Below are 13,880 nucleotides of genomic sequence, written 5' to 3'. Positions count from 1 at the left end.
GGGTGATCGGCAAGTTGCGGACTCGCACGCCGAGACAATCGAACACGGCGTTCGCAATCGCCGCGGTGACCGGGCCATGCGCCGCTTCGCCAGCACCCACCGGATCGATCTCCGAGCGCTGGATCACCTCGACATCAACCTGCGGCACCTCGGAAAAGCGTAAGATCGGATACTCCGTCCAACTGTTGCTGGTGATGCGATGGCGATCGAAGCGCACGCGCTCCTTCAGCACCCAGCTCGTGGCCTGGATCGCACCGCCCTCGATCTGGTTGATCACGCCGTCCGGATTGATGGCCTCGCCGACATCAACGGCGAGCGTCAGTTTCTTCACGCGGATCTCTTCATCGCCCTCGATCTCGGCGACAACGGCACAATAGGCCCCGGTATTTTTGTAGCGGGAATAGGCGACGCCGTAGCCGCTCCCGGGTTTTGCCGAGGGCTTCCAGTTCGCGCGCCTGGCGGCGGCGCGGATCACGTCCCTGGCGCGCTCGTCCTTCAAATGGCGTAGGCGGAAAGCGACGGGATCCTCGCCGCTCTCGGCCGCGATCTCGTCCAGAAAGCATTCGATCGCAAACACGTTCCCCTGCGCACCCAGCGTTCGCAGCGCCGAGGTGCGCACCGGCATGGTGAGCAGGCGATGGCTTTCGATCCTCCAGGCCGGAAAATCATAGAGCGGGACCGCGTTGCGGTCGCCGCCGCCGCCATTGGCCTGCGGCGGATTTCCCGAGATCGCGATCGGAAACGGATTTCCCAGTTCGTAGCCGGCGAGCAGCGTCGGCTTGGTGCCGCGGCCCGGGCGTGCCGCATGCCCATTGCTCCAGATCGAATGCCGCCATTCGACGATCTCGCCCTTCGCATCGAGATCGGCCTCGATCTCAATCGCCATCGCCGCGCCAAACGGGCCGTGCGTCAGCTCGTCCGCGCGCGACCATTGTACCCGCACCGGTCTGCCGCCGGCGGCTTTCGCCAGCAGCACCGCGTCGAGCGCGACGTCGTCGGCCGGGTTATGGCCGTAGCAGCCGGCGCCTTCCAGATGCTCGACCGTGATGTTCTCGAGCGGTAGCTTCAGCACCAGCGCGAGGTCGTTGCGCAGGAGATAGACGCCCTGGCTGTGAGTCCAGACATGGACGCGATCGCTGCCGCTCCATTGCGCCATCGCGCAGGACGGGGCGATCGAGGCATGTGCGATATAAGGGCGCGCATATTGCCGCCGCAGCGTGCGCGCCTTCGATGAGGGATTCTGCGCCGTCCGGACGTCGATGACGGTTGATTCAACGGGCTGCGCCTTCAGAAAAGCGGCAAGATCGTTCTCGTCCGGCAGCGCTTCGCCGTCAGACCAGATGGCGCCCTTGCGCAATGCGGCAAGCGTAGCGTTGGCTGCAGATTCGGTCTCGCAAACCACGCCGGCAAAGCTGCCGTTGCGCACGGTGGCCACAAAACCGGGAACGGCGCGTGCCGCATCGTCCTTCAGGCCAACCAGCTTCGCGCGCGAATTTTCCGGGCGCATCACGCGGCCATGCAGCAAGCCGGGCAGGGCGATGTCGTGGATGAACCGCCTGACACCAAAGACCTTGTCGGGAATATCGAGGCGCTCGACCGAATGGCCGGCGAGCGCGCGCCGCGCGATCGGCTTTGCCCTCGCACGCGGCGTTGCCTCGCGATCGAGCGACACGTCGTCGGCAAGCTCCCAATAGCTGGTCCTGACATTGCCGGGACCCGAGATCGTTCCGTCTTCGATCGCCAGCGCAGTCGCATCGACGCCGAGCCGATCCGCGGCCGCCGCCAGAAAGATGCTCCGGATTTCGGCACAGGCGGCGCGCACCGCGCGGCCGGATTGCTGGATCGAGAGACTGCCGGAGGTGACGCCTTCGTTCGGGCTCGCTGCGGTCGTCGCGCGCACCATTTGCACGCGGCCGAATTCGACATCGAGTTCGTCGGCCGCGATCTGCGCCAACGCGGTGACGATGCCCTGTCCGATCTCGACCTTGCCCGGCGAGACCGTCACCCGCCCATCACTTGAAAACTTCACCCATGACGACAGCCGCGGATTGGCTGCGAGGCTGACAGGTAAGGTGGGCGCGGCGCTGCTCATGTCGCGGCCTCATCGGCGGCGCGCAGGATCGCGCGCACCATGCGGTTCTGCGAGCCGCAGCGGCAGAGGTTGCGGTCGAGTGCGGTGCGCACCTCGCTCTCCGTCGGCTTCGGGTTCTGCCTCAACAGCGCTGCGGCGCTCATCAAAATGCCGGAGACGCAATAGCCGCATTGCATCGCCTGTTCGGCGATGAAGGCGCGTTGCAGCGGATGCGGCTGCGCCTCGCTTCCGAGCCCCTCGAGCGTTGTCACCTCCTTGCCTGCGATCGACCATAGCGGCGTGTCGCAGGAGGTCACCGCGTGATCGCCGACCAGCACCCGGCAGGCGCCGCATTCGCCGCTCCCGCAGCCGAAATGCGGCCCAGTCAGCCCGAGCCGACCGCGCAACAGGTCTAGCAGCGAGCCGTCAGGGTCGGCGTCAATCTCGGTCGGTGCGCCATTGAGATGAAAGCGGATGCTCGGCATGACGGGCAAGAGACAGGATCAGGACTTGTTGAATTTTTTGACGACTTCGGCCCATTTCGCAATATCGCCGCGCAGGTATTTGTCGAATTCTTCCGTCGTCATCGACATTGGCAGCGCGCCCTGCTTTTTCCAGAGACTGATGATCTCGGGTCGCCTTACGAACGCATTGATCGCTCCATTGAGCTTCTCGATGATCGGCTTCGGCGTGCCGCGAGGGGCCATCAGCCCGAGCCAGATCGTCGCTTCATAGCCGGGCACGCCGGCTTCGCTCGCGGTCGGCACGTCAGGCAATACGTTCGAACGCTTGGCGCCGGTGGTCGCGAGCGCACGCACCTGGTTTGCGGCGATGTTCGGCGCCATCGCCGGCACCGCGTCGATCATCATCTGCACCTGTCCGCTGATCACGCCCGTGCGTGCATCGCCGCTATTGCGGTAAGGCACATGGACAACGTCGATCCCGGCCATGCTTTTGAAGAGCTCGCCGGCCATGTGATAGGGCGTGCCCTGGCCCGAGGACGCATAGTTCAATTTACCCGGTTGCGATTTCGCAAGCGCAATGAACTCGGCGAGCGTCTTGGCCTGAACCGAAGGATGCACGACGATGACGAGGTCCGAATAGTTGATCGGCGCAATCGGCACGAGATCGCGCATCAGATCATATTTGCGCTGCGCCATCGGCATCAGCGATTCATTCGCCGTCTGGGTGTTCGACATCATCAGGAGCGTGTAGCCATCGGCCGGCGACTTCACGACTTCCTGTGTGCCGATCACGCCGCCCGCGCCGGTGCGGTTCTCGACCACGAAGGGCTGGCCCATGCTCTTCTGCAGGACATTGCCGATCAGCCGCGCCGCAACGTCAGCCGGGCCGCCGGGGCCGAAGGGAACGATGATCTTGATTGGCCGCGCCGGATAATCCTCGGCATGCGATGGCGAGCCGACAAATGGCACCATCGAAAGCGCGATCGCCAGGAGCCGCGCAAACCTGAAGCCCGCCATTCGCCTCTCCCGAAAGACCTTGTTTGTTTGGGCAGCAATCTAGCTGCAACATGAACCGGCTGTCGACGATAGACTATGGGGCAGCCGCTGGAATAAGACTTGAGGTTTGGTGTCGCGACATGCCCGAGCGGGAGGAACATCGCGGGCTGTGACACCGCAGGCTCAGGGCGCCAGCTGCGCGTCGAGCAGGCTACGTATCCTGGCAGCCAGGGAAGCTTGCGAAAACGGTTTTTGAATCAGGGAGACGCCCGGATCAAGACGTCCTTGATGCACGATGGCGTTGCGCGAATATCCCGTCATGAACAGCGTCTTGACCGCGGGGTGCGACTGCCTGACCATGTCGGCCAGGGCGCGTCCGTTCATGCCGGGCATGACCACATCGGTCAGCATCAAGTGAATTTCTGAGTTGGAGGCGAAAGCCGTCAGAGCCGCCTCGGCATCGCCGGCCTCTACAACGCGGTATCCGACGCCGCTGAGGGCTTCGACGACGTAGGCGCGAACATCGGGGTCATCTTCGACGACGAGGATGGTTTCGCCCGATCCCTGCTGAAGTCTTTCACCCTGGGAGGTGGGCGCAAGTTCCGGAGCGCTTGAAAGACAGCGCGGCAGGTACATCCTGACGGTCGTGCCTTCGCCAAGCTCGCTGTAGATCCGCAAATGCCCGCCGCTTTGCTTGACGAAGCCGTAGACCTGGCTGAGCCCGAGGCCAGTGCCCTCGCCGGCGGGCTTGGTCGTGAAGAAGGGCTCGGTCGCCTTGTCCGCGATCTCGCTCGGCATGCCGCAACCGGTGTCGGTGACGGAGATCATGACGTATTGCCCCGGCTTCAAGTCTTCGAAGAGGCGACAGTAGTCTTCATCGAGGAAGGCGTTGCCGGTCTCAATCGTCAGCTTCCCGCCATCGAGCATGGCGTCGCGGGCATTGATCGCAAGGTTGACGATCGCGGATTCCAACTCGGCGGTGTCGACTTCCGTCTGCCACAGACCCGCGCTCGCGACGGTCTCGATCGACACTTTTTCGCCGAGTGTCCGGTTGAGCAGGTCCGACAGTCCGGCGATCAGGCGGTCGGCATCGACGATGCTCGGGTCGAGCGGCTGGCGGCGCGAAAATGAAAGCAGGCGCTTGGTCAATGCTGCAGCCCGTTCCGCTCCGGCCAGCGCATTCGAGAGCGTCCTCTGTATTTTGGCATCGTGCTCGTGCTTCAGCGCCATCTGCAGATTGCCGATGATGATCGTCAGGAGATTGTTGAAGTCGTGGGCGATGCCGCCCGTCAGTTGGCCGACAGCGTCCATTTTCTGCGATTGGCGGAGATTAGCCTCCACGGCCTGCCGGCTTTCCGCTTCGGCGTAGAACGCCTTGGTGCGGCGCTCTGCAAGCAACACCAGCGCGATCAGCAGCACGGTAGCCGGGAGGCCGTAAACGAGCTGGCTCGCCATCGTCAGGAGCCAGCCACGGCGAATGTCATTCGTCGCTAGGCTGGCCGCGACGTAAACCGGAAATCCCGGCAATTTGCGCAAGGCGAAACGTCGTTCGATGTGATCAATCGCGGAAACGACGGTGAAGCGCCCGCCCTGCGGGGAACGTGCGATCGTGGTTGCGAAACCCGATGTCGGGTCGAGCTTGATACCGACGGTCGCGGGAAGCGGATATCGCGCCAGGATCGAGCCGTCCTTGCAAATCAGAGTGAGGCTCGCCGTGGTGCCGCGGGCAATCCCGGCAAAGAACGACTCGAACGCGGAAGGCTGGATCGAAACCTCGATGACCCCCTTGAAGTTGCCGGTCTCGTCGATGCGCCGCTTGCTGACCGGAAAGATGTTGCGGGCTGTCGCCTGGGGCGAGAAAACCGGTCCGATGAAGACCGGTGCGTGGGGATCGCGCTGCGAGGTGAAGAATTTGGTGCCCGACACGTCAAGGTCGGATGGTACCGGGATCAGCAGCGATGATGCAATCGGGCGGCCTGCGGAGTTGAACAGCCAGATCGATTCGATATCGGGAATTGCAGCGCGCATCTCCCTGAGACGCTGGTTGAGCTCGGACTCCTGCGCGCGCATGTTTTCGGCTGAGCGCCCCCGCGTGATCTGCTCGACGCTGTCGATCGTGACGAAGGTCGACTGAAATACGGCCTGGGCGTGCCCAACTGCGATGTCGAGAGAGCGTGTGATATTCTCGTCCGCGGCGGCAAAAGCCGATTTGTAACTGGCCCATGAGGCATAGGCGAACAGCAGTGCGGGCAGTGTCGCGCACGCGATCAAGATCAAGCGCAGGGACCACAGAGCTCTGTCGCGTCGAGCCTTCATGAGCTTCCTCTGTGAGAGGCTACTCAATTTTGGCCGGAACACAATCGGCCGATTGAGGTGTCACAACCGTCGCACGAATTAGGTCAGATAGATTCAAAAAGGCGAATATGATGCGGGTTCAAAGGCACCCATTGTAAGGCCGCCCCGAACCTTGAGCGCGCATACGGGCGCCCCCGGGTCGCGTCGATGTCGTGAGCGCAAAGGCGGCCCTGATCGGCTTTACCCGTGCGCTGGCGCATGACATCGGCACGACGGCATCAACGTCAATTGCGTGGTGCCAGGATTGATCGGCACGATCCGGCCCAGGGACAAGCCGGAGCCGGCGCATCACTTCACCCGCCGCATCATCACCCCCAACCGCGGCAAGCCGGACGACGTCGCCGGCATCGCGCGGTTCCTGTGCGGACCGCTGTGCGCTCCATCGCGGGATAGGCGATCCACGCCAACGGCGGGGCGTATCTCGGCGCGTAGCCCCATCCGGCTGCGGATTTCGCATGGGACTGCGGGATAAATGCACTCGGCGGTCCCAATTTTTGGTGTTACCGTCCCGTTATGAACCAGCTTCCCAGGATCGAAATCCGCCATTCCACCTGCCCGCATGACTGCCCGTCGGCTTGTGCGCTCGACGTCGAGGTGATCGGCGGCCAGTCGATCGGCCGGGTGAGGGGGTCCAAGAAGCAGACCTACACGGCTGGGGTCGTCTGCGCCAAGGTCGCGCGTTATGCCGAGCGCATCCATCATCCCGAGAGGGTGACGTTTCCGATGCGTCGGATCGGCTCGAAAGGGTCGGGCCAGTTTGCACGGATATCCTGGGACGAAGCCCTGGACGAGATCGCGGCGCGCTTTGACCAGGCCGAGCGCGAGTTCGGCGCCGAATCCGTCTGGCCCTACTACTACGCCGGCACGATGGGCGTCGTGATGCGCGACGGCATCAATCGCCTCGCCAATGTCAAGAAGTATTCTCGCTTCTATCAGACGATCTGCGCCAACATCGCCCGCGTCGGTTTCGCCATCGGCACCGGCAAGATCGCCGGCGTCGATCCGCGCGAGATGGGCGTGTCCGATCTCATCGTGATCTGGGGCACCAATCCCGTCAATACCCAGGTCAATGTGATGACCCATGCCGCGCGCGCCAAGAAGGAGCGCGGCGCGCGCATTGCCGCCGTCGATGTTTACAACAACGACACGATGAAGCAGGCCGACATCAAGATCATCCTGCGGCCCGGCACCGATGGCGCCTTCGCCTGCGGCGTGATGCACGTGCTGTTCCGAGACGGCTATGCCGATCGCGCCTATATGGAGAAATACACGGATTGCCCGGCCGAGCTTGAGGCGCATTTGAGGACACGCACGCCGGAATGGGCGTCGGCGATCTGCGGCGTGCCGGTTTCTGAGATCGAGGCCTTTGCCCGCGCGGTCGGCGAAACCAAGCGCACCTTCTTCCGCTTGGGCTATGGTTTTACCCGCAGCCGCAACGGCGCCGCCCAGATGCATGCGGCGCTCTGCATTCCCGCTGTGACCGGCGCCTGGCAGTATGAAGGGGGCGGGGCCTTCTTCAACAATTATGCGCTCTGGCACTTTAACGAGCAGATCATCGAAGGCCATGATGCGATCGACCACACCACGCGCTGGCTCGATCAGTCCAAGATCGGCCGCATCCTGACCGGCGACACCGAGGCTTTGAAAGGCGGCGGCCCGGTCAAGGCGATGCTGATCCAGAACACCAATCCGGTCACCGTCGCGCCGGAGCAGAATCTCGTGCGCAAAGGCTTTGCGCGCGAGGACCTGTTCATGGTGGTGCATGAGCAGTTCATGACCGAAACCGCGCAGATGGCCGACATCGTTTTGCCGGCGACCATGTTCATGGAGCACGACGATCTCTATTACGGCGGCGGCCATCAGTATATTTCGGTCGGCCCCAAGCTGATCGATCCGCCCGGCGAATGCCGCAGCAACCACGAGGTGCTGCAGGGCCTCGCCCGCCGCCTGAAGATCAGCCATCCCGGCTTTGAAATGACGCCGCGCGAATTGATCGACGCCACGCTGAAGCTCTCCGGCCATGGCGATATCGCGGGCCTCGAGGCGGACATCTGGCGCGACCTGCAGCCGGATTTCCGCACCTCGCATTATCTCGACGGTTTTGCCCATGCCGACAAGAAATTCCACTTCAAGGCCGACTGGGCGCATCCGCCTTTCGGCCTCGTGATGGGTGACGTCGACAAGATGCCGGGACTGCCGGACCATTGGCGGGTGATCGAGGAGGCGGACGAAGCCCATCCGTTCCGCCTTGCGACCAGCCCTTCGCGGAGCTTCCTCAATACGACCTTCAACGAGACGCCGTCGTCGCAGGCCCGCGAAGGCAACGCCTCGGTGATGATCCATCCGCTCGATGCCGCCGCGCTCGACATCGCCGACGGCGATGCCGTGACGCTCGGCAACCCCCGCGGCGAGACCACGCTGATCGCAAAACACTTCGACGGCGTTCGCCGCGGCGTCCTGATCGCGGAATCGATCCATCCGAACCGCGAGCATATCGGCGGCAAGGGCATCAATGTGCTGACCGGCGCCGAAGCGGTGGCGCCGATCGGCGGCGCGGCCTTCCACGACAACAAGGTCTGGATCAGGAAAGCCGGGGTTGCCGCCTGATTCTCTCATCTTGCGACGACGATGCCTCGCCGCGGCGTGACACGCGCGGCGTTGCATGACGGTGCGTTGTCGTGCAGGAAAGCTGAAATTCACCGGGGGTGAGTCGAAGTGGGCTCGGACCATATCTTTTTCCACGTTCGGATCGTGCTTGCGATCGTGCTCGGCCTCAGCATTACAAAGCTCCTGAACGGCATCGCCTTGCTGATCGAGCGCCGTGACTCCTGGTCGCTCATTCACATGAGCTGGGTGCTGTGGGCGCTGATGTCCGTCATGACGTTCTGGTGGTGGGAGTTCGCGCTGAGCAGGGTGCCGACATGGACCTTCTCCAGCTATCTCTTCGTCATCATCTACTGCTCGCTCTATTTCGTGCTCTCGGCGTTGCTCTTCCCCGACGACGCTGAAAAATATGGCCGGTACGAAGACTATCTCATCGAGCGGCGTTACTGGTTCTTCGGCCTGATCGCGCTTATCACGTTGATGGACATGATCGACACGTCGCTGAAGGGCGCGGCGCGGTGGCACATGCTCGGCATCGCCTATCCGATCAAGACGGGAGTGATGCTGGTGATTGCGGGTACGGGAATGATCTTCATCAACAAGCGGGCCCACCTCGTGCTTGCCCTGATCGCGCTCGTCTACCTCACAGCGTACTACAGCGTCGAGTATCTCAACGTGGCGGCTTGAACGCCGCTAGCTCACCTCCGGCTTCAAGATACCCAGCCCCTTCAGATGCGTGTCGACGAACTGCGCCACCTGCTGGCGCAGGCTTTCCGGCGGCACCGCAACCATGCGCTCCTCGAGCCCGAGCGAGATGATGCCGTGCACGGCCGAGAACATCATCCGCGACAGCAGCGCGACGTCCCTGGGATCGCGGTCCGGCATCAGCCGCACCAGCGGCTCGTGCATCAGATTGAAGGCGTCCATGACCATGATCAGGATGTCCTCGGGAAAGGGGCGATCTTCTTCCATCCGGTGCTCGAACAGCGAGCGCAAGAGATTGGCATGCTCGCTCGCAAACTCGAGATAGGTCGCTGCCAGCCCATGGAGCTGACGGATCGGGTCATCCGCAGGCACCGCGACGAGGCGGGCGGTAAGCGCCTGAACCGTCTCGCGATTGACCGTGAGAATCACCCCGTCGAAATCGCCGAACTCGTTATAGACGCTGCCGATAGAGCAGTCCGCGGCCTCGGCGACGTCGCGAACTTTCAATGATCTCAATCCCTTAGAGGCGATCAAGCGGCGGGCGATCTCCAGGACCAACACCCGCCTTTTCCCTTTTTTTTGCTCGCGCAAAGTTTCTTCTTGAACATTGTTCATTTTTTGCGTACCAATGTGAACATTGTTCAAAATAACTCGGAGACGCAGCAAATGCAACCCGTCATTGTCCAGATCGCCACCACCTTCATCGGCGATGCCGTAGCCTTCGTGAACGGTTTTGGCCGGATCGTTACTCACTTGGTGATGGCTCCAGTCGAACGCATCGCTAGCGCCTGCGACGTCGCAGGCATTCTCTCCGAACGGGCGGCGCGGGCTCTCGAGCGCGAGCAGGTGAAGCGAGCCTGGCGGTCGCTCCGCCAGTCGGGGGAGAGACCGCAACGTTCGCGCCGGCCCGGCAGGCTGTTCGGCAGCCTGCGCTTTCTCGGCGAATTGACATGAGGCGAGGGCAGTTCGATGCAAATTCCAAACAAAGGAGTCACCATGTCCCGACATCGAACCCTTGCGCGGCGCTCGCGTCGTGTACCGATAGGCTTTTGGTATTCGGCCTCGGACATCTGCACTTCACGTTCCGTCGACCTGCCGAGCCTCGAGAACCCGTAAAGCCGTAAATTCCCCGTCGCGAGTATCCCTTCATCCTTCTTCCGACACACCCTGCTGCGAAAAGCAGGTCGGCTCGGCCCAGGAATTCAGGAATGTGACCATGATCAAAGAGCTGATGTCGACGCGCCGTTTCGCGCCGCTGTTTTGGGCCCAGTTTTTCTCGGCCCTGAACGACAACGTCCTGAAGAACGCGCTGGTCATCATCCTGTTGTATGGGGCTGCGACCGCGCATGGCGATGCACTGGTCACCGTCGCCGGCGCGGTCTTCATCTTTCCCTTCTTCATCCTTTCCGGCCTCGGCGGCGAGCTCGCCGACAAATTCGTGAAGTCGGTGGTGGCACGGCGGCTGAAATTCGCCGAGATCTTTGCCGCGATCTTCGCTGCGCTCGGCTTCTTCCTGCACTCGGTGCCGCTGTTGTTCATTGCGCTGGGATTGTTCGGCATCGTCGCCGCGCTGTTCGGCCCGGTGAAATACGCCATGCTGCCCGACCAGCTCTCGGTCGGCGAACTCGCCACCGGCAACGCGCTGGTCGAAGGCGCGACCTTCATGGCGATTCTGATCGGCACCATCGCCGGCGGTCAATTCGTGTCGGGCACCACGCACATGGCGCTGGTCTCGACCGCGGTCGTGGCGCTGTCGCTGATGTCCTGGGGGTTCGCCTCGCGCATCCCGACCACGGCACCCTCGGCGCCCGATCTGCCCGTCACCGCCAATCCCTGGACCTCGACCTATTACCTCTTGAAGACGCTCTATGCCGAGCCGCGGCTGTGGGACGGTATGCTGATCGTCTCCTGGTTCTGGCTGGTCGGCGCGGTCGTGCTGTCGCTGCTGCCGGCGCTGATCAAGGATATCGTTGGCGGCAGCGAGGGTGTGGTGACGCTGTGCCTTGCGATCTTCGCCATCGGCATCGCGGCGGGCTCGCTGTTCGCCGCCCATCTCTCCCATGTGCGCCCCAATCTCGCGCTGGTGCCGATCGGCGCGGTTGTGATGGGCATTGTCGGCCTCGATCTCGCCTGGGCGATTGGCTCGACCACGGCTGGCCACGAGATCCCGCCGCTTGCTTTCGCGGGCTCGTTCTCCGGCCTCCATATGCTGATCGACTTCGCTCTGTTCGCGATCGGCGGCGGCCTGTTCGTGGTGCCGTCTTTTGCCGCCGTGCAGGCCTGGTCGGCGCCCTCCGAGCGCGCCCGCGTGATCGCAGCGGGTAACGTCCTGCAGGCCGCCTTCATGGTGGTCGGCTCGCTGTTCGTGGCGCTGTTGCAGGCCGCGGGCCTGCCGATCGCCTGGATCTTCTTCGGTCTTGCGGTTGCGAGCTTCGGCTCGGTCTGGTTCGTGCTCTCCAAATGGGGCAAGGAAGGCGTGCGCGATTTCGGCTCGCTGCTCTTCCGCGCGCTGTTCCGTGCCGAAGTGCGTGGGATCGAGAATTTGCCGCCCGCCGGCACCCGCATGCTGATTGCGCCGAACCATGTCAGCCTGGTCGACGGCCCGTTGCTGCACGCGGTGCTGCCGGTCGATGCGAGCTTTGCAGTCGACACCGGCATCGCGAAGGCCTGGTGGGCCAGACCATTCCTGAAGATGATCCGCCACTACACGGTCGATCCGACCAAGCCAATGGCGACTCGCGACCTGATCAAGCTGGTCGCGGCCGGCGAGCCCGTCGTGATCTTCCCGGAAGGGCGCGTCACCGTCACCGGTTCGCTGATGAAAGTCTATGACGGCACTGCGATGATCGCCGACAAGGCCGATGCAGTCGTCGTGCCCGTGCGCATCGAGGGCGCGCAGCGCTCGCATCTGAGCTACCTCAAGCATGGCGAGACCAAGCGCTCGTGGTTTCCGAAGGTGACGATCTCCATCCTGCCGCCGGTGAAGCTGCCGATCGATCAGTCGCTGAAGGGCAAGGCCCGCCGCAATGCCGCGGGCGCCGCGCTGCAGGACGTCATGATCGACGCCATGGTCAAGAACGCGATGCTGGACCAGACCCTGTTCGAGGGGCTCGCCCATGCCTATCGCGACCGCGACACCGGCAAGCCGATCATCGAGGACTCGCTCGGCACCAGGCTGACCTACCGCAAGCTGATCCTCGGCGCCCAGGTTCTGAGCCGCAAGCTCGAGAGCGGCACCGCGGTCAGCGAGAACATCGGCGTGATGCTGCCGAACTCGGCCGGCGTCGCCGTGGTGTTCATGGCGCTGCAGACCATCGGCCGCGTGCCGGCGATGCTCAACTTCTCCGCCGGTCCCGTCAATGTGCTGGCGGCGATGACGGCCGCGCAGGTCAAGACCGTGCTGACCTCGAAGGCTTTTGTCGAGAAGGGCAAGCTCGACAAGCTCATTGCCGCGATCGGCGAGCAGGCGAGGGTCGTCTATCTCGAGGACGTGCGCGCGACCATCACGTTCGCCGACAAGGTCAATGGCCTGCTTGCCGCTCACACGCCACGCGTCGTCCGCAACGCGAACGATCCGGCCGTGATCCTGTTCACCTCGGGCTCGGAAGGCACGCCGAAGGGCGTGGTGCTGTCCCATCGCAACATCCTCGCCAACGCCGCGCAGGCGCTGGCGCGTGTCGATGCCAATGCCAACGACAAGGTCTTCAACGTGCTGCCGGTGTTTCATTCCTTTGGTCTCACCGGCGGGATGATGATGCCGCTGCTCGCCGGCATTCCGATCTTCATGTATCCGTCGCCGCTGCATTACCGGATCGTGCCCGAGCTGATCTACCAGACTGGCGCCACCATCCTGTTCGGCACCGACACCTTCCTCACGGGCTATGCGCGCTCGGCGCATGCCTACGACTTCCGCACGCTGCGGCTCGTGCTCGCCGGCGCGGAAGCCGTGAAGGATCGCACGCGGCAGGTCTACATGGAGCGCTATGGTATCCGCATCCTCGAGGGCTACGGCGTCACCGAGACAGCGCCGGTGCTCGCCATGAACACGCCGATGGCGAACCGCCCGGGCAGCGTCGGCCGGCTCTCGCCCCTGATGGAATACCGCCTCGATCCGGTCCCCGGCATCGAGGAGGGCGGCCGTCTCTCCGTGCGCGGGCCGAACGTCATGCTCGGCTACCTTCGCGCCGAAAATCCTGGCGTGCTCGAGGCGCTCGCCGACGGCTGGCACGACACTGGCGATATCGTCAGTATCGACGCTGTCGGCTTCATCCAGATCAAGGGCCGCGCCAAGCGCTTTGCCAAGATCGCGGGCGAGATGGTCTCGCTTTCCGCGGTCGAGACGATGGCCGCTACGCTCTGGCCGCAGGCGACCTCGGTTGCGGTCTCCGTGCCCGACGCCCGCAAGGGCGAGCGCATCGTGCTGCTCACCACGCAAAAGGACGCCGACCGCAGCGCCATGCAGCGCCAGGCCAAGGCGAGCGGCGCCTCCGAGCTTGCCGTGCCCGCGACCGTGCAGGTGGTCGACAAGATCCCGCAGCTCGGCTCCGGCAAGACCGACTACGTCGCAGCGACCGCGCTCGCCAGGGAGATCGCGAGCGCGCCTGGGGAGGGCGCGCCGGTGCAGGCAACGTCGGCGCAGGATTCGCCCGCTCAGGAGGTAGCGTGAGCGCATCGCGCTCTTCGAT

General features: G+C 63.5%; 8 protein-coding genes. 3 read left to right on the top strand and 5 right to left on the bottom strand.

Annotated elements, in window-relative coordinates; genetic code table 11:
* From VKR55_RS27650 to VKR55_RS27635, 4 genes are all read right to left on the bottom strand, one after another.
* A partial coding sequence (locus tag VKR55_RS27650) for a xanthine dehydrogenase family protein molybdopterin-binding subunit (protein WP_324408424.1) occupies positions 1 to 2,092 on the bottom strand: 2,092 nt, incomplete at its 3' end.
* Complete coding sequence (locus VKR55_RS27645; protein ID WP_324408429.1) at positions 2,089 to 2,556, bottom strand: (2Fe-2S)-binding protein; 468 nt, start codon at positions 2,554 to 2,556, stop codon at positions 2,089 to 2,091. The genes VKR55_RS27645 and VKR55_RS27650, both read right to left, overlap by 4 nt.
* Positions 2,557 to 2,574: 18 nt before the next feature.
* Positions 2,575 to 3,552, bottom strand: a complete 978-nt coding sequence (locus tag VKR55_RS27640) for a Bug family tripartite tricarboxylate transporter substrate binding protein (protein WP_414642472.1) — start codon at positions 3,550 to 3,552, stop codon at positions 2,575 to 2,577.
* Positions 3,553 to 3,714: 162 nt separating this feature from the next.
* Positions 3,715 to 5,847, bottom strand: coding sequence for a hybrid sensor histidine kinase/response regulator (locus VKR55_RS27635; protein WP_324408422.1), 2,133 nt, complete (start codon positions 5,845 to 5,847; stop codon positions 3,715 to 3,717).
* 552 nt (positions 5,848 to 6,399) lie between these two features.
* Between VKR55_RS27635 and VKR55_RS27630 the strand changes: the two genes are divergently transcribed.
* The gene (locus VKR55_RS27630; RefSeq protein ID WP_324408420.1) at positions 6,400 to 8,493 is read left to right on the top strand and encodes a molybdopterin oxidoreductase family protein; all 2,094 of its coding nucleotides are present in this window, start codon (positions 6,400 to 6,402) and stop codon (positions 8,491 to 8,493) included.
* Between the two features lie 108 nt (positions 8,494 to 8,601).
* Entirely contained in the window at positions 8,602 to 9,177 is a 576-nt protein-coding gene (locus VKR55_RS27625; protein ID WP_324408419.1) for a hypothetical protein, read from the top strand.
* Positions 9,178 to 9,183: 6 nt separating this feature from the next.
* Here VKR55_RS27625 and VKR55_RS27620 read toward each other — a convergent pair whose 3' ends face one another.
* Positions 9,184 to 9,810: a TetR/AcrR family transcriptional regulator gene (locus VKR55_RS27620; RefSeq protein WP_324408426.1), complete on the bottom strand. Its 627-nt coding sequence runs from the start codon at positions 9,808 to 9,810 to the stop codon at positions 9,184 to 9,186.
* 601 nt (positions 9,811 to 10,411) lie between these two features.
* Between VKR55_RS27620 and VKR55_RS27615 the strand changes: the two genes are divergently transcribed.
* Positions 10,412 to 13,861: an acyl-[ACP]--phospholipid O-acyltransferase gene (locus VKR55_RS27615; protein WP_324408417.1), complete on the top strand. Its 3,450-nt coding sequence runs from the start codon at positions 10,412 to 10,414 to the stop codon at positions 13,859 to 13,861.
* Positions 13,862 to 13,880 lie beyond the last annotated feature (19 nt).

This window comes from Bradyrhizobium sp. (assembly GCF_035309285.1).
Classification (GTDB): Bacteria; Pseudomonadota; Alphaproteobacteria; order Rhizobiales; family Xanthobacteraceae; genus Bradyrhizobium.
Note: the sequence above shows the minus strand (reverse complement) of the source record. Positions and strands in the feature narration are given on the sequence as shown.

What these genes read in the sequence shown, in the direction of transcription:
- VKR55_RS27645 (WP_324408429.1), bottom strand. Translation starts at nt 2,556, where the DNA reads ATGCCGAGCATCCGCTTTCATCTCAATGGCGCACCGACCGAGATTGAC.
- VKR55_RS27640 (WP_414642472.1), bottom strand. Translation starts at nt 3,552, where the DNA reads ATGGCGGGCTTCAGGTTTGCGCGGCTCCTGGCGATCGCGCTTTCGATG.
- VKR55_RS27635 (WP_324408422.1), bottom strand. Translation starts at nt 5,847, where the DNA reads ATGAAGGCTCGACGCGACAGAGCTCTGTGGTCCCTGCGCTTGATCTTG.
- VKR55_RS27630 (WP_324408420.1), top strand. Translation starts at nt 6,400, where the DNA reads ATGAACCAGCTTCCCAGGATCGAAATCCGCCATTCCACCTGCCCGCAT.
- VKR55_RS27620 (WP_324408426.1), bottom strand. Translation starts at nt 9,810, where the DNA reads ATGAACAATGTTCAAGAAGAAACTTTGCGCGAGCAAAAAAAAGGGAAA.
- VKR55_RS27615 (WP_324408417.1), top strand. Translation starts at nt 10,412, where the DNA reads ATGATCAAAGAGCTGATGTCGACGCGCCGTTTCGCGCCGCTGTTTTGG.